This window comes from Flagellatimonas centrodinii, from assembly GCF_016918765.2.
Taxonomy (GTDB): Bacteria; Pseudomonadota; Gammaproteobacteria; order Nevskiales; family Nevskiaceae; genus Polycyclovorans; species Polycyclovorans centrodinii.
The window spans coordinates 24,692-40,789 of sequence record NZ_CP092104.1 but is presented as its reverse complement, the minus strand read 5'-3'; the positions used below and the strand labels follow the sequence as shown (position 1 = coordinate 40,789).

The 16,098-nt window shown below is 67.2% G+C and carries 12 protein-coding genes and 1 tRNA gene; 7 read left to right on the top strand and 6 right to left on the bottom strand.

Features of this window, described 5'->3' with window-relative positions:
- Positions 1–123: 123 nt before the first annotated feature.
- Both guaA and guaB read right to left on the bottom strand, forming a co-directional pair.
- Positions 124–1,695, bottom strand: a complete 1,572-nt coding sequence (gene guaA, locus JN531_RS00175; protein ID WP_228346840.1) for a glutamine-hydrolyzing GMP synthase — start codon at positions 1,693–1,695, stop codon at positions 124–126.
- Between the two features lie 97 nt (positions 1,696–1,792).
- Entirely contained in the window at positions 1,793–3,259 is a 1,467-nt protein-coding gene (guaB, locus tag JN531_RS00170; protein ID WP_228346839.1) for an IMP dehydrogenase, read from the bottom strand.
- Between the two features lie 37 nt (positions 3,260–3,296).
- Here guaB and xseA point away from each other — a divergent pair, with 37 nt between their 5' ends.
- Positions 3,297–4,649 carry an exodeoxyribonuclease VII large subunit gene (xseA, locus tag JN531_RS00165; RefSeq protein ID WP_228346838.1) on the top strand — a complete coding sequence of 451 codons (1,353 nt, stop codon included), beginning with the start codon at positions 3,297–3,299 and terminating at the stop codon, positions 4,647–4,649.
- 33 nt (positions 4,650–4,682) lie between these two features.
- On the opposite strand, the gene JN531_RS00160 is transcribed toward xseA, so the two are convergent.
- The gene (locus JN531_RS00160) at positions 4,683–6,500 is read right to left on the bottom strand and encodes an acyl-CoA dehydrogenase C-terminal domain-containing protein (protein WP_228346837.1); all 1,818 of its coding nucleotides are present in this window, start codon (positions 6,498–6,500) and stop codon (positions 4,683–4,685) included.
- A 168-nt stretch (positions 6,501–6,668) separates the two neighbouring features.
- Here JN531_RS00160 and leuS point away from each other — a divergent pair, with 168 nt between their 5' ends.
- Together leuS and JN531_RS00150 are read left to right on the top strand one after the other, a co-directional pair.
- Positions 6,669–9,248: a leucine--tRNA ligase gene (leuS, locus tag JN531_RS00155; protein WP_228346836.1), complete on the top strand. Its 2,580-nt coding sequence runs from the start codon at positions 6,669–6,671 to the stop codon at positions 9,246–9,248.
- Complete coding sequence (locus tag JN531_RS00150) at positions 9,245–9,799, top strand: LPS-assembly lipoprotein LptE (protein WP_228346835.1); 555 nt, start codon at positions 9,245–9,247, stop codon at positions 9,797–9,799. The genes leuS and JN531_RS00150 overlap by 4 nt, the downstream gene beginning before the upstream one ends.
- Here JN531_RS00150 and JN531_RS00145 read toward each other — a convergent pair.
- Positions 9,741–10,949, bottom strand: coding sequence for a (Fe-S)-binding protein (locus tag JN531_RS00145; RefSeq protein WP_228346834.1), 1,209 nt, complete (start codon positions 10,947–10,949; stop codon positions 9,741–9,743). The two genes, JN531_RS00150 and JN531_RS00145, sit on opposite strands and share 59 nt — an antisense overlap.
- Positions 10,950–11,020: 71 nt before the next feature.
- Between JN531_RS00145 and JN531_RS00140 the strand changes: the two genes are divergently transcribed.
- Both JN531_RS00140 and JN531_RS00135 read left to right on the top strand, forming a co-directional pair.
- Complete coding sequence (locus JN531_RS00140; RefSeq protein WP_228346833.1) at positions 11,021–11,728, top strand: DUF481 domain-containing protein; 708 nt, start codon at positions 11,021–11,023, stop codon at positions 11,726–11,728.
- Between the two features lie 10 nt (positions 11,729–11,738).
- A complete protein-coding gene (locus JN531_RS00135; RefSeq protein WP_228346832.1) occupies positions 11,739–12,068 on the top strand; it encodes a (2Fe-2S) ferredoxin domain-containing protein in 330 nt (109 codons plus the stop codon).
- Positions 12,069–12,305: 237 nt separating this feature from the next.
- Here JN531_RS00135 and JN531_RS00130 read toward each other — a convergent pair whose 3' ends face one another.
- Together JN531_RS00130 and JN531_RS00125 are read right to left on the bottom strand one after the other, a co-directional pair.
- On the bottom strand, positions 12,306–12,605 hold the full coding sequence (locus JN531_RS00130; RefSeq protein ID WP_228346831.1) for a GIY-YIG nuclease family protein: 300 nt from the start codon (positions 12,603–12,605) through the stop codon (positions 12,306–12,308).
- Positions 12,606–13,391: 786 nt separating this feature from the next.
- Positions 13,392–13,484, bottom strand: a tRNA-Ser gene (locus tag JN531_RS00125).
- Between the two features lie 140 nt (positions 13,485–13,624).
- Here JN531_RS00125 and mltF point away from each other — a divergent pair.
- Positions 13,625–15,127 carry a membrane-bound lytic murein transglycosylase MltF gene (gene mltF, locus JN531_RS00120; protein ID WP_228346830.1) on the top strand — a complete coding sequence of 501 codons (1,503 nt, stop codon included), beginning with the start codon at positions 13,625–13,627 and terminating at the stop codon, positions 15,125–15,127.
- A 335-nt stretch (positions 15,128–15,462) separates the two neighbouring features.
- Positions 15,463–16,074, top strand: coding sequence for a peptide-methionine (S)-S-oxide reductase MsrA (msrA, locus tag JN531_RS00115; RefSeq protein WP_228346829.1), 612 nt, complete (start codon positions 15,463–15,465; stop codon positions 16,072–16,074).
- The last annotated feature ends 24 nt before the right edge of the window (positions 16,075–16,098 follow it).

Sequence of the window (16,098 nt, the reverse complement as noted above, 5' to 3'; positions counted from 1 at the left end):
CTGCACGCTGTGTTGTGCTCTAGCGAAGGGGGTCATTTGCTGGCTCGGTCGGTGCGCTAGGGCCCCCCTCACGACGCTAGCATCCCACGCTGTGCGTGGGACCCTGCACGCTGTTCGGGGGGGCTACTCCCATTCGATGGTCGCCGGCGGTTTGCCGGAGATGTCGTAGACGACGCGGGAGATGCCGGGGACTTCGTTGACGATGCGGCGGGCGCAGACATCCAGCAGTTCGTAGGGCAGGTGGGCCCACTGGGCGGTCATGAAGTCGATGGTCTGCACCGCGCGCAGCGCAATCACCGGCTCGTGGCGGCGGCCATCGCCGGTGACGCCGACACTCTTCACCGGCAGGAACACGGCGAAGGCCTGGCTGGTCTTGTCATACCAGTCGGCCTTGCGCAGTTCCTCGATGAAGATGGCATCGGCACGGCGCAGGGTCTCGGCGGCGGTCGCAGTGACAGCGCCGAGGATGCGGACGCCCAAGCCGGGGCCCGGGAAGGGGTGGCGGTAGACCATCTCGCGCGGCAGCCCGAGCTCCACGCCGATCTTGCGCACCTCGTCCTTGAACAGCTCGCGCAGCGGCTCCACCAGCTTCAGTTTCATGTGCGCCGGCAGGCCGCCGACGTTGTGGTGGCTCTTGATGACGTGCGCCTTGCCAGTCTTGGCGCCGGCGGATTCGATGACATCCGGATAGATCGTGCCCTGGGCGAGGAAGTCGATATCGGGCAGTTTGCCGGCCTCCTCGTCGAACACCTCGACGAACAGCCGGCCGATGATCTTGCGCTTGGCTTCCGGGTCATCGACGCCGGCCAGCGCCGACATGAAGCGGGCTTCGGCGTTGACGCGGATCACCTTCACACCCAGGTTGCGGGCGAACACCGCCATCACCTGGTCGCCTTCGTCCAGCCGCAGCAGGCCGTGGTCGACGAACACGCAGGTCAGCTGGTCACCGATCGCCTGGTGCAGCAGCGCCGCCACCACCGAGGAATCGACGCCGCCGGAGAGTCCCAGCAACACGTTGCGATTGCCCACCTGCTCGCGGACCCGGGCGATGGCATCGTCGATGATGTTGTCCGGCGTCCAGGCGTTGCCGCAGCCGCAGATGTCGTGCACGAAGCGCGAGTAGATGCGCCCGCCCTGCGGGGTGTGGGTGACTTCCGGGTGGAATTGCAGCGCGTAGTAGTGGCGCGCCGGATCGGCCATGCCCGCCAGCGGCACATCCTTGGTCGAGGCGATGCGGACAAACCCCTCGGGCAGTGCGTCGACGTGGTCACCGTGCGACATCCACACGTCGAGCAGGCCGTGGCCCTCGGAATTGACGCGGTCCTCGATCTGGTTGAGCAGCGGCGAGTGAGCATGGGCGCGGATCTCCGCATATCCGAATTCCTTGACCGTGCCCGGTGCCACCGTGCCCCCCAGCTGCACGGCCATGGTCTGCATGCCGTAGCAGATGCCCAGCACCGGTACGCCCAGTGCCCACACCGCCTCGGCGGCCCGTGGCGAACCGGCGTCGAGCACCGACTCCGGCCCGCCCGACAGGATCACGCCCTTGGGGGCAAAAGCACGGATGTCGTCATCCGCCATATCCCAGGGGTGGAGTTCGCAATAGACCCCCAGCTCGCGCACCCGGCGCGCGATCAACTGGGTGTACTGCGAGCCGAAGTCGAGGATGAGGATCTTGTCGGTATGGATATTCATGCGTTCGGGAATCGGGAATCGTGCGTCGGGAATCGTCAGAAGCGAGCGGTCGGTGGCCTTTACGATTCCCGATTCACCATTTCCGATTCCCGGCTTTTCAGTCAATCCGGTAGTTCGGCGCTTCCTTGGTGATCGCCACGTCGTGGACGTGGGACTCGCGGATGCCGGCGCCGGTGATCTTGACGAAGCTGGCCTGGGTGCGGAGCAGGTCGACGGTGGCGCAGCCGGTATAGCCCATGCAGGCGCGAAGGCCGCCCATCATCTGGTGAACGATGGCGGCCATCGATCCCTTGTAGGGGACTCGGCCTTCAATGCCCTCCGGCACCAGTTTCTCGACTTCGGCGGTGGTGTCCTGAAAGTAGCGGTCCTTCGAACCCTGCGCCATGGCGCCGAGCGAACCCATGCCGCGGTAACTCTTGTAGGACCGGCCCTGGTAGAGCTCGACCTCGCCGGGGGCCTCTTCGGTGCCGGCCAGCATAGAGCCCACCATGACCGCGTAGGCGCCTGCGGCGATCGCCTTGGCGAAGTCACCGGAATAGCGGATGCCGCCATCGGCGATCAGCGGGATGCCGCGCGCCTTGAGCGCCTCGGCGACCGCCATCACCGCGCTGATCTGCGGCACGCCGACACCCGCGACGATGCGGGTGGTGCAGATGGACCCGGGGCCGATGCCCACCTTCACCGCATCGGCGCCGGCATCGGCCAGGGCCAGGGCCGCGTCGCCGGTGGCGATGTTGCCACCGATCACCTGCAATTCCGGGTGTTCCAGCTTGATTGCCCGCACCCGCTCGATCACGCCCTTGGAATGGCCGTGGGCGGTGTCGACCACGACCACGTCCACGCCGGCCTCCACCAGCCGCGCGATGCGCTCGTCGGTGTCGGCGCCGGTGCCGACGGCGGCGCCCACCCGCAGGCGGCCGCGTTCATCCTTGCAGGCCAGCGGGTGGTCGGTGGACTTCTGGATGTCCTTGACCGTGATCATCCCCCGCAACTTGTAGTTGCCGTTGATCACCAGCACCTTTTCGATGCGGTGCTCATGCAGCTTCTGCAGGACTTCTTCTCGGGAGGCGCCTTCCTGCACGGTAATGAGCCGGGCTTTCGGCGTCATGATGCGCGACACCGGTTCGGAGAAGCGGGTCTCGAAGCGCAGGTCGCGGGCGGTGACGATGCCGACCAGATCGTCGCCATCGACCACCGGAACACCGCTGATCTTGTTGGCGCGGGTGAGCTGCAACACCTCGCCGATGGTCATGGTCGGGTCGACGGTGATCGGGTCGACGATGACGCCGGACTCGTGCTTCTTCACCGACCGGACTTCCTGCGCCTGGGCTTCCGGCGGCAGGTTCTTGTGGACAATGCCCATGCCGCCCTCCTGCGCCATGGCAATCGCCAGGCCGCTCTCGGTCACGGTGTCCATGGCGGCGGACAACAGCGGCACATTCAGGCGGATATGCCGCGTCAGCTGGGTAGAGGTATCCACCTGGCGCGGCAGTACTTCGGAATAGGCCGGCTGGAGGAGGACGTCATCGAACGTCAGGGCTTCTCGTGCAATCCGGGAAGTCATGGGGGGTCGCGCTCCGGCAAAAAGCTATTATACGAAAATGCTTGGCACTCCCCCGCGTACGGTCTACGCCGTCTCCGAACTCGCGCAGTTGCTGCGTGGCGTGGTCGAGGACAGTTTTCCGCGGGTCTGGGTCCAGGGCGAGATCAGCAACCTTTCGCGTCCGGCCTCCGGCCACTGGTATTTCACCCTCAAGGACGGCTCGGCGCAGCTGCGCTCGGCCATGTTCCGCGGCGCCAACCTGCACGTGCGGCCGCCACCGCAGAACGGCGACCAGGTGCTGGTGCGCGCACAGGTGAGCTTCTACACCGCGCGCGGCGACCTGCAGTTGATCTGCGAGCATCTGGAGCCGGCCGGCGAGGGCGCGCTGCTGCGGGCCTTCGAAGACCTCAAGCGTCGCCTGGCCGCCGAAGGCCTGTTCGACGAGGCCGTCAAGCGGCCGATCCCCGCGGTACCCCGCGCCATCGGCCTCATCACCTCCGCCACCGGTGCCGCGGTCCAGGACGTACTGACCACCCTGGCGCGGCGGTTTCCGCTGGCGCCGGTTTACCTGTGGCCGGTGCCGGTTCAGGGTGAGGCCGCGCCGGCGGCGCTGGTGGCGGCCCTGCAGGGCTTGCCGGGGCGGGCACCGGTGGATGTCATCCTGCTGGTGCGCGGCGGCGGTTCACTGGAAGACCTGTGGGCCTTCAATGATGAAGCGGTGGCCCGTGCCATCCGCGCCTGCGCGGTCCCGGTGATCAGCGGCGTCGGTCACGAGACCGATACCACCATCGCCGATTTCGCCGCCGACCTGCGGGCGCCGACGCCCACCGCCGCGGCCGAACGCGCGGCACCGGAACTGCGGGCCTGGCAGGAGGCACTACAACGCCTGCAGCTCGACCTGCAGCGGCCGATCCGCCGGCGCCTGCAGCGCGACCGCGAGACGCTGGTCCAGCTCGACGGCCGGCTGGCCCGACAGCGGCCGCTGCGGCGCCTGCAGGATGCCGCGCAACGGCTTGATGACTGGCAGGCCACCCTGGTCCGCGCCATACGGCGCCAGCTCGCCGACCGTGCCAGCCGTCAGGCGGTGCTGGCCGAGCGCCTGCGCACCGCCGACCCGCGCCGCCGGCTGGCGCCGCTGCTGGCGGCCACTGCGGCCAGCGAACACCGGCTGCAGGTGGCCATGGCGCGGCGGCTGGAGCGTGAGCGTCATCGTCTGAGCAGCGCTGAGCGGACCCTGCAGGGCCTGTCCCCGCTGGCGGTATTGGGGCGGGGTTATGCCATCGTCCGCCAGGCCGACGGCAGCCTGGTGCGCAGTCCACAACAGGTGGCGCCGGGCGTGGCGCTCGACGTCCAGGTGGCCGAAGGGGTGATCCCCGTCCGGGTGCGGCCCGGTGACGACCCGCCAGCCTGAGGCCCGCGGGTCGTCACAGGTCCTGCCGGTCGATCAGCTGAAAGCGAAGTGATCCGGCGCCAGCCGGGTCATGCTCTTGCTGGGCTTGGTCATCGACGCTGCATGGGCCTTGGCGCGCGGCAGCAGGTGATCGAAATAGAACGCCGCCGTGTCCAGTTTCGACTGGTAGAACTCGGGGGTGTCGTCACCGCCCTCCGCCAGTCGCTTGGCGGCTACCGCCGCCTGCACCGCCCAGAAGTACCCCATCATCACGTAGCCGGAATACATCAGGAAGTGATGGCTGGCGCTCGACACCACGTCGCGGTCCTTGCGCGCCATCATCATCAGCCGCAGCGTCAGTACGTTCCACTCGGCGGCGTAGCGGCCGAGGTCGGTGCAGAAGCGGCGGGTCTTGCCGTTGGTCACGTGTTCGAGCACGAAGCGGCCGATCTGGCCGGTGAACTCGCGGACGCAGGCGCCGCGGGTGGTCAGCAGCACCTTGCGGCCGAGCAGGTCCAGCGCCTGGATGCCGGTGGTGCCCTCATACAGCGTGGCGATGCGGGCATCGCGGGCGATCTGCTCCATGCCGTGCTCACTGATGTAGCCGTGGCCGCCGAACACCTGCATGCCGAGGTTGGCCGCCTCCAGCCCCATCTCGGTGAGGAAGCCCTTGAGGATGGGCGTGAAGAAACCCAGCTTGTCGTCCCACAGCGCGTACTTGGCCGGGTCGTTTTCCATGATGCCGTTGACCATGTGGTCGGCGTACTGGGCGGCGAAGTAGATCATCGCCCGGCCGCCCTCGGCGATCGCCTTCTGGGTCAGCAGCATGCGGCGGACATCCGCATGGTGGATCAGCGCATCGGCCACCTTGTCCGGTTCCTTCTTGCCCGACAGCGCGCGCATCGAGCGGCGTTCCAGCGCGTAGGGCAGGGCGCCCTGGAAGGACAGTTCGGCATGCGCCACGCCCTGCACGGCGGTCCCGATACGGGCGGTGTTCATGAAGGTGAACATCGCCTCCAGCCCCTTGTTGGGCTCGCCGATCAACCAGGCGCGGGCGCCGTCGAAGTTGAGCACGCAGGTGGCCGAGGCCTTGATGCCCATCTTGTGTTCAATCGACGCGCAGGTGACGGCATTGCGCTCGCCCAGCGAGCCGTCGTCGTTGACCAGCACTTTGGGCACGATGAACAGCGAAATGCCGCGGGTGCCCGGCGGTGCGTCGGGCAACCGCGCCAGCACGATGTGGATGATGTTCTCGGTGAGGTCATGCTCGCCGGCAGAGATGAAGATCTTGGTGCCGGTCAGGGCGTAGGTGCCATCGCCATTGTCGTCGGCCTTGGTCTTGATCTGGCCGAGGTCGGTGCCGCACTGCGGCTCGGTGAGACACATGGTGCCCGACCAGCGGCCCTCGGTCAGCGGCGGCATGTACTGGTTTTTCAGCGACTCGCTGGCGTACTGCATGATGGTGTTCATGCAGCCCAGCGACAGGCCCGGGTACATGGTGAACGACCAGTTGGCCGTGCCCATCATCTCCGACTTCACCAGCCCCAGCGACATCGGCAGGCCCTGGCCGCCGTACTCGGTGGGGTGCGACAGGCCCTGCCAGCCGCCGGCGACGAACTGCGCATAGGCATCCTTGAAGCCCTTCGGCGTGGTCACCACACCGTCCTTCAGCGTGCAACCCTGCTGGTCGCCCGACAGGTTGATCGGCGACAGCACCTCTTCGCAGTAGCGGGCACATTCCTCAAGGATGGCGCCCACCGTCTCCGGGTCAGCGTCCTTGCCATTGGAGAGCCCGGCGTAATGCGCCGGGAAGTCGAACACTTCATTCAGAAGAAAGCGCGTATCGCGCAGCGGTGCCTTGTAAGCCGGCATGGGAAGAGTCCTGGTTCGAGTGGGGAGAACGGGCCGCAAGCTTAGAGACTCTTCGGCCGCTGCCAATGACCGTGGCACGGACACTTCACGGCGGGCGGGCAAACCCACCCCCGCCCCCGCCGGGGGTGCTCCCCTTATACTCCCCGCTTTTGCCGCCTCGGGCTCCGCATGACCCCCGCCTACACTCCCGCCGACATCGAGCGCACCGCCCAGGGCTACTGGGCCGAGCACGACTGCTTTCGTGTTCATGAAGACGACCGTCGCGAGAAGTTCTACTGCCTGTCGATGTTCCCGTATCCCTCCGGGCGGCTGCACATGGGCCATGTGCGCAACTACACGCTGGGCGATGTGCTGACCCGCTATCAGCGGATGAAGGGCCGCAACGTGCTGCAGCCGATGGGCTTCGATGCCTTTGGCCTGCCAGCCGAGAACGCCGCCATCAAGTCCGGCGTGCCGCCGGCGGCGTGGACCTACGACAACATGGCCTACATGCGGCGCCAGCTCGATGCGCTGGGCCTGGGCTTCGACTGGTCGCGCAGTTTCGCCACCTGCGACCCCGCCTATTACCGCTGGGAGCAGTGGCTGTTCGTGCAGCTGTTCCGGAAAGGCCTGGTCTATCGCAAGAACTCGGTGGTCAACTGGGACCCGGTGGACAACACCGTGCTCGCCAACGAGCAGGTGGTGGACGGCCGCGGCTGGCGTTCCGGCGCCCTGGTCGAGCAGCGCGAGATCCCACAGTGGTTCCTCCGCATCACCGACTACGCCGACGAGCTGGTCGACAGCCTCGACACGCTGCCCGGCTGGCCGGAGGCGGTGAAAACCCAGCAGGCCAACTGGATCGGCCGCTCGCGCGGACTCGAAATCGACTTCCGAATGGCCGAGGGCGACGGCCAGCTCACCGTCTACACCACCCGTCCCGACACCCTGATGGGCGTCACCTTCGTGTCGGTGGCGGCGCAGCATCCGCTGGCGCTGGCGGCGGCCGAACGTGACCCCGCGGTAGCGGCGTTTGTCGACGAATGCCGCCGTAGCGGCACCGCCGAGGAAACCCTCGCCACGCAGGAAAAGAAGGGCGTGCCGCTGGGCGTGTCGGTGATCCACCCGCTCACCGGTGCGTCGGTGCCGGTGTGGGCCGCCAACTTCGTCCTGATGGGCTACGGCACCGGCTGCGTGATGGCGGTGCCGGCACATGATGAACGCGACTGGGCCTTCGCCGACGCCCACGGGCTGCCCAAGAAAGTGGTCATCGGCACCGCCGAGGGTCTTGCGCCCGACATCACCGAGGCCGCCTATACCGAGCACGGCCCGCTGCTCAATTCCGGCCGTTTCGACGGCCTCGGCTTTGATGCCGCCTTTGCCGCCATCGAAGCCGCGTTGGTCGAGAAAGCGCAGGGCCGCGGCCGCATCAACTACCGCCTGCGCGACTGGGGTGTCAGCCGTCAGCGCTACTGGGGCTGCCCCATCCCCATCGTCTACTGCGATGCCTGTGGTGACGTGCCGGTACCCGAAGACCAGCTGCCGGTGGTGCTGCCGGAAGACCTCAAGCCGGATGGCGCCGCCAGCCCGCTGACGCGCACGCCGTCGTTCTACGAATGCGCCTGCCCGAGCTGCGGCCAGCCGGCGCGGCGCGAGACCGACACCTTCGACACCTTCTTCGAGTCCAGCTGGTACTACGCCCGCTTTGCCTGCCCGGACAACGACCAGGCCATGCTCGATGAGCGCGCCCGCCACTGGTTGCCGGTGGACCAGTACATCGGCGGCATCGAACATGCCGTGCTGCACCTGCTTTACGCCCGCTTCTTCCACAAGCTGATGCGGGATGTCGGCCTGCCGGTGGCCGGCGACGAACCCTTCACCCGCCTGCTGTGCCAGGGCATGGTGATCGCCGGCACCTACTTCCGCGAGGATGCCGAAGGCCGCAAGACCTGGTTCAACCCGGCCGATGTCGAGGTCAGCTTCGACGAGCGGGGCGCGCCCGCCAGCGCCGTGCTGCGCGAAGACGGCCAGCCGGTGCAGATCGGCGGTCGCGAGAAGATGAGCAAGTCCAAGAACAACGGGGTGGACCCGGAAACCATGGTGGCGCGCCACGGCGCCGACGCCGTGCGCCTGTTCATGATGTTCACCGCGCCGCCGGAGCAGAGCCTGGAGTGGAACGACGCCGGCATCGAGGGTGCCGCCCGCTTCCTCAAACGGCTGTGGGCCTTCGTCTCCGGGCTGCCGCAGGCCCCGACGCTGGACCCCGCCGCGCTGTCGCCGGCCCTGAAGGACCTGCGCCGCAAGGTGCATGAAACCCTCGCCAAGCTCGACGACGACTACGGCCGCCGCCAGACCTACAACACCGCCGTTGCCGCCAGCATGGAGCTGCTCAACAGCCTCACCCGACACGATGACGATGGTCATCCGCAGACCGCCGCCGTGTTGCGCGAAGGCGCCGATGCGCTGGTGCGCGGGCTGGCGCCGATCGTTCCGCACATCTGCCACCAGCTGTGGCAGACGCTGGGCGGGCAGGGCGCGGTCATCGATGCGGCCTGGCCGCAGGCCGACACCGGTGCCATGACCACCGACGTGATCAAGCTGGTGGTGCAGGTCAACGGCAAGCTGCGTGGCCATATCGAAGTGCCGGTCGCCGCCGCCAAGGACGACATCATCGCCGCCGCCATCGCCGAGCCCACCGTTGCCAAGTTCCTCACCGGGCCGCTGCGCAAGCAGATCGTGGTGCCGGGCAAGCTGGTGAGTCTGGTCGTATGAACGCCCTGCGCGCGGCGGTCGCGGTAGCGCTGCTGGGGCTCATCAGTGCCTGCGGCTTCCGGCTGGCCGGCGAGCGCTCGCTGCCGCTGGCGTTGCAGACCGTGCATGTCGACCTGATCGCCCCCTACCGGGTCAGCGAACCGCCGCTGGAAACCTCACTGCGTGCGCTGTTGGCGCGGCGCGGCGCCGATGTCCGCGACAAGCGCGGCGAGGGTGTCACCGAAATCCGCGTGTCCAACCTCAACACCGTGCGTGAGACCCTGTCGATCGGCATCGACGGCAAGGCGCTGGAGTTCGCGCTGGTCACCGGCGCCGACTATGAAGTGCGCCGCGACGGCCGCCTGCTGCTGGCCACCGACCACATCGACGTGGTGCGTGACTTCAGCTTCAACGCCGAACAGGTGCTGGCCAAGGAGGCGGAAGAGGAACGGCTGCGGCGTTACATTCAGGCCGAGATGGCCGAGCTGATTCTGCTGCGGCTGGAAGCCCGGCTCAGCGCCGTGGCCATAGACGCGCCAGCAACACCAGCGGATGAATCACCTGCGGAGTAAGCGCGCCGTCGCGCCGCAGGCCACCGGCCAGATGCAGGCTGCAGCCGATGTTGTTGCTCACCACCCACTGCGGCGCGGTGTCGCGCATTGCCGCCAGCTTCGGGGCCAGATGGGCATCGGCGACGTCGGGCAGCTGTAGCAGGTGATGTCCCGCCGCGCCGCAACAGCGGCCGCTGGCATCCAGCGCAAACACCGCCGCCTGCGGAATCTGCCGGCCCAGCCAGGCCAGATCATCGCCACTGCGCAGCACGTTGCGCTGACTGCAGGCGACATGCAGCGCCACCCGTTGCGGCAGCGGTTGCAGGGTCACGCCTTCGGGCCAGTGACGGCGGATGAATTGCAGCGCGTCGACATGGCGTTCCCGTACCGAAGCCATCGGGTGTTCCTGCAACTGCGCACCGCAGCCGGTGCCGATGCTGATGATCGGCGCATCGCCAGCCAGGGCATCGCCGGCCGCCCGTGCCCGCGCGGCACCGCCTTCGGCATCCCCGGCATGGGTTTGCAGCGCACCGCAGCACAACCCGGTGAGTGTGCGCGGGGTAAAGCCGAGTGCAGACAACAGCGCCTCGGTGGCAGCGACGGTCTCGGGTTCCAGCGCGGCGCCGGTGCAGCCGGTGAACAGCAGCACCTCGCCGCGGTCAGCGCTCGCCGCCGGGGCCGGCAGCGCCGCGGGTTGGGGCAGTCGAGCGGCCGGTAGCAGCGACGCCGCGCGCCCCAGTGCGCCGAGCCTGAACAGCCCCAGGGCGCCGGCCGGCCGCGCCAGGCGCAGCGTCTGCCACAGCCAGCGCAGGCCCTGCAGCAGTCGCTGCCCCAGCGGATGGGTCAGACCCCGCAGGGCCGCGCGGTGCCATCGGGCCGGACGGGCCATCGCCAATTGCGCGCGGCCCGCATCAAGGATCTGCCCATACGGCACCCGCGCCGGGCACACCGGTTCGCAGGCGCGGCAGCCGAGACAGCCGTCGAGATGCTGCTGCAGGCGGTCACTCGCCGCCAGTCGGCCCTCGGCCAGGCCCTGCATCAGCGCGATGCGGCCACGCGGGGAATCACCCTCATGGCCTGTCAGCGTATAGCTTGGACAGTGCGGCAGGCAGAGGCCGCATTTCACGCACTGGTCCGCGGCGGCGGCAGGGAAGGGCGGCAGGGAAGGCATGGTTCGTATAATACGGGCTCGCCGCGGCCCGACGTCGTGGTAACCCGCCCGAAGAAGAAGGATGCCTCTCCATGCGTTTGCGGTTGATCACTCTGCTGTGTTGCCTGCCCACCCTTGCCCTGGCCGAAGGTCCCTGGAGCGGTGACGTGGCGGTGGGGTTCCTCTCCACCTCCGGCAACTCCAGCTCGACCTCGCTGAATGCCAAGACCGAAGCGGTCTACTCGGTGACCCGTTTCAAGAACACCTTCAGCGCCACCGCCCTGAATGGTGAACAGGAACAGGTCCGCACCGCCGAGCGTTACACCGTCGGGAACAAGCTGGACTACAACTTCGACGAGAACAACTACGCCTTCCTGGCGCTGGATGCCGAAAAGGACCTCTACGGCGGTGTCCGCGAACGCACCACCGAGACGGTCGGCTACGGTCGCCGCATCCTCACCGGCCCGGTCCACAAGCTCAACGCCGAAATCGGCGCCGGTGCGCGGCAGACCCTGGCGCAGGGCGCCAGCGAGCGCGAGAACGACGCCATCGCCCGGCTGTCCGGTCGCTACGAGTGGAAGATCTCCGACACCAGCACCTTCCTGCAGTCGTTGAAGGTGGAGTCGGGCGACGAAAACACCTTCACCGAGTCGATTTCGGAGCTCAAGCTCAACATCGTCGGCAATATCTTCGCCGGCATCTCCTTCACCGTCCGCAACAACTCCGACGTGCCCGTGGGCACCGAACAGACCGACACCGCCACTGCGGTCAATCTGTCGTATCAGTTCGGCAAGTCATAGCGCGCGCCGTATGAGCCATTACCGCCACCACGTCTTCTTCTGCTGCAACCAGCGCAAGCCCGGCGAGCGCGTCTGCTGCAACGACGCCGGCGCCAGCCGGGTGCGCGACTACGCCAAGAAGCGGATCAAGGCGCTGGGCCTGGCGGCACCGGGAAACACCCGCATCAACCAGGCGGGCTGCCTCGAACGCTGCGAAGAAGGCCCCTGCATCGTCATCTACCCGGAGGCGGTCTGGTACACCTACGTGGACGAGGATGATGTCGACGAGATCATCGACCGGCACATCGTCGGGGGAGAGGTGGTGGAGCGGCTGAAGCTGAAGGATCTCGCGCCCGGTTGAGGGCGCTGCCAACGGCACGAGATTGCCGCGCCTGCGGTGCAGGCTCGCAATGACAGGGTAGGGCACGTCATCGCGAGCCGCCCTTCACCTGTCGCGAGCCGCCCCTTCCCCCTGTCATCGCGAGCCGCCCCTTCCCCCTGTCATCGCGGGCCGCCCCTTCCCCCTGTCATCGCGAGCCGCGAAGCGGCGTGGCGATCTCATCGGCCGCGCACAACGGACGAACGATCACCAGCCCCGTCAGCCTTCGATAAATGGCGTGAGATCCCGCCATTCCGGATTCACCGATTCGATCAATGAAATCTTCCGGCTACGCGAGCCCGACTTAAGTTGCTTCTCACGCTGGATGGCCTCGCTGATGTCAGTGCCGCACTCGAAGTAGACCAGCTTGGTGGCGTTGTATCGGGCGGTGAAGCCGGGCACCAAGTGATGTTGATGCTCGTACATTCGACGCGCCAGGTTCCGGGTGACGCCCGTGTACAGCACGCGATTGTGCGTATTGGTCAGGATGTAGACGCAATACGTCGGGTTATCGGCCATGCATGCTCTCCTCGCGTCCTGCGTGGAGGAAAAGCCTGCAATTGATGGCAGTCGGATGCAAGTGTCGCGGAGTACCGCCAGTCATCGAGATGGTGGAGCCAACATCTGTCACCACGAGGGACGTAGCCAATAACTGTCATCGCGAGGGGCGAAGCCAACACCTGTCACCGCGAGGGGCGAAGCCAACACCTGTCACCGCGAGGGCATAGCTAATAACTGTCATCGCGAGGGGAGAAGCCCCGCGGCGATCTCATCATCGAGGGCGCAGCCACCCGGACGAGATTGCCACGCCTGCGGTGCAGGCTCGCAATGACAATGGAGGGCGTGGGGTCGCGACGCCCTTGCCTGTCACGACGAGGGGCGCAAGCAACGCCTGTCATCGCGAGGGGTACAGCCAACACCTGTCACCGCGAGGGCATAGCCAATACCTGTCATCGCGAGGGGCGAAGCCCCGCGGCGATCTCGTGATCGAAGGCACAGCCACCCGGACGAGATTGCCGCGCCTGCAGTGCAGGCTCGCAATGACAATGGAGGGGCGTGCAGTCGCGACGCCCTTTCCTGTCACGACGAGGGGCGCAAGCAACGCCTGTCATCGCGAGGGGTACAGCCAACACCTTTCACCGCGAGGGGCGTAGCCAATAGCTGTCATCGCGAGGGGCGAAGCCCCGCGGCGATCTCGTGATCGAGGGCATAGCCACCCGGACGAGATTGCCACGCCTGCTGCGCAGGCTCGCAATGACAGGGTCGGGGCAAAGAAAAACCCCGCTTGCGCGGGGCTTTTGGTGTTGGCGGAGAGGAAGGGATTCGAACCCTTGTGCCTCCTTTCGGAGACCATCCGATTTCGAGTCGGCGCCGTTATGACCACTTCGGTACCTCTCCTGAACTCGTTCCCGTTTCCGGGGGCGCGATTGTATGCGTGCCACGCGTCGGGCGCCACCCGAATGGGGCGGTTGGTGCGGGGTGAGGCTGTGCTAGCGTAGCGGCTGAGGCGCCGGTACGGGCGCTACCGTCGGAGGAACATGAGGGCTGCACTGCGAGCGCTACGCATCGCGCGGGCTCACGCGCGCTCAGGCGTGGTGGCGCTGATCCTGCTCGCCCTGATGGCGACCCTGGGCACCTGTTCGCCCACGGCGTCGCGGCTCGACCAGGTGCAGACCCTCGGCGTGTTGCGCATGGCCACGGTCAACAGCCCCACGACGTACTACGAGGGGCGGGACGGGCCGACCGGCTTCGAGTACGACCTGGCGCAGCGCTTTGCGGAACACCTGGGGGTCCGGCTGGAGCTGGTGCTGAGCCCGACGCCGCCGGAGACCCTCAACCGGGTGATGGCGGGGGAGGCCGACTTTGCCGCTGCCGGGCTCGGAGTCAGCCAGCAGCGGCAGTCACGCTTCTACTTCACGCCGCCCCTGCAGACCGTGCGTTCGCAGCTGGTCTACCGCATGGGGCAGCCGCGGCCGAAGCAGCTGCAAGACCTGCAGGGCACGCTGCGGGTGGTGCGCGATTCGGTGCCGGCCGAACGCCTGGCAGCCATGCGCGATGACCTGCCGGACCTGCAGTGGGACGACACCGATCAGCTGGAGTCCGAAGCCCTGTTGTACGCGGTGGCCCAGGGCGAGCTCGACTACACCATCGCCTATTCCGACATCGTTGCCATCAACAAGCGCTACTACCCGCAACTGATGGTGGCCTTCGACCTCGACGACGAGACCCCGTTGGCCTGGGCCTTTTCCCGCCGCGGCGACAGCAGCCTGTTTGATGCCGCGCGCGACTTCATCGAGTCGCTCGATCCGGCCGTCATCGAAGGCCTGCACGACCGGCATTTCGGCCATGTCGAACAGCTCGACTACGTCAGCAGTGTGGCGCTGGCCAAGCACGCCGACAGCCGCCTGCCGCGATATCGGGGGCACTTTGAAGCGGCTGGCGCGCAGCAGGACATCGACTGGCGCTTGCTCGCCGCCATGGGCTATCAGGAGTCGCACTGGGACCCGACCGCGGTCAGCCCCACCGGTGTTCGCGGCATCATGATGCTCACCCTGGCCACCGCCGAGTTTCTCGGTGTCAGCGACCGCGAAGACCCGCGCCAGAGCATCTTCGGCGGCGCCCGCTACTTCCGCCGCCTGCTCGACCAGATTCCCGAAGTGCCGCTGCCGGACCGCTACTGGATGGCGCTGTCCGGCTACAACATGGGGCTGGGGCACCTCATTGATGCCCGAGCGCTGACCGAAAAGCGCGGCGGTGACCCCAACCGCTGGCTCGACGTCCGCGAAAGCCTGCCGCTGCTGACCCAGCAGCGCTGGCACAGCCAGACCCGCTTTGGCTACGCACGGGGCTTTGAGGCCTTGCACTACGTGGCCAACGTGCGGACCTTCTACGACATGCTGGTGTGGATCACCGAAGGCCGCCCCTCACTGGCCGACGACGCCGACACCCCCGAGGGCGACATCACCCCCTCGGTCCCCGACGCCCCGCCGCCGGCCGAGCCCGACTTCAACCCCCTCGAGATCAACCCGCCGCTGCTGTAGTCGGCCCGAGTCCGCCGTCATCGCGAGCCCCATCCGCCGTTTGTCATCGCGAGGCCCATCTCCCATTTGTCATCGCGAGCCACATCCCTCATTTGTCATCGCGAGCGCCATCCCTCATTTGTCATTGCGAGCCCCATCCCTCATTTGTCATTGCGAGCCCGCAACGCGGGCGCGGCAATCTCCTCCGGTTGGCAGTGCCCTCGATCACGAGATCGCCGCGGGGCTACGCCCCTCGCGATGACAGAAGTGGTCTATGCCCTTCGTGACGTTGGTAGCTGTATGCTTTTGAGGCTAGCGATTCCCGGCGCAACGGCGCCCCCACTCGGCACTCTCCTATGACCCGCGGCCACGCCCTGACCCCTGCAGACTTCCCCGATCCGCCGCACGACATCGGCCCCGAGGCCGGTGCCGAGCAGTCGCTGGTGTTGGGCGGTGGCTGCTTCTGGTGCACCGAGGCGGTGTATCTCGCCATCGCCGGCGTCAAGTCGGTGGTCTCCGGCTATGCCGGCGGTACGGCTGCCACTGCCAACTACGATGCCGTGTGTTCCGGCGCCACCGACCACGCCGAGGTGATCCGCATCACCTTTGATGCCAGCCAGATCCGCCTCGGCGAGCTGCTGAAGGTGTTCTTTGCCGTGGCACATGACCCCACCACGCTCAACCGCCAGGGCAACGACCGTGGTCGCCAGTACCGGTCGGCCGTGTTCTATGCCGACGAGGCCCAGCGCAACGTGGCGGCGGACTACATCCAGGTGCTGGACGCCGCGGGTGCCTTCCCGGCGCCCATCGTCACCACCCTGGAACCGCTCACCACCTTCTACCCGGCCGAGGCCTATCACCAGGACTACGCCGCGCGGAACCCCGGGCAGCCCTACGTGCAGTTCGCCGCCCTGCCCAAGGTGGAGAAGCTTGGGCTGTATTTCCCTCAGCGCCTGAAGCGCGACTAGAACCCGGTCGAAATCGTGCGAAAG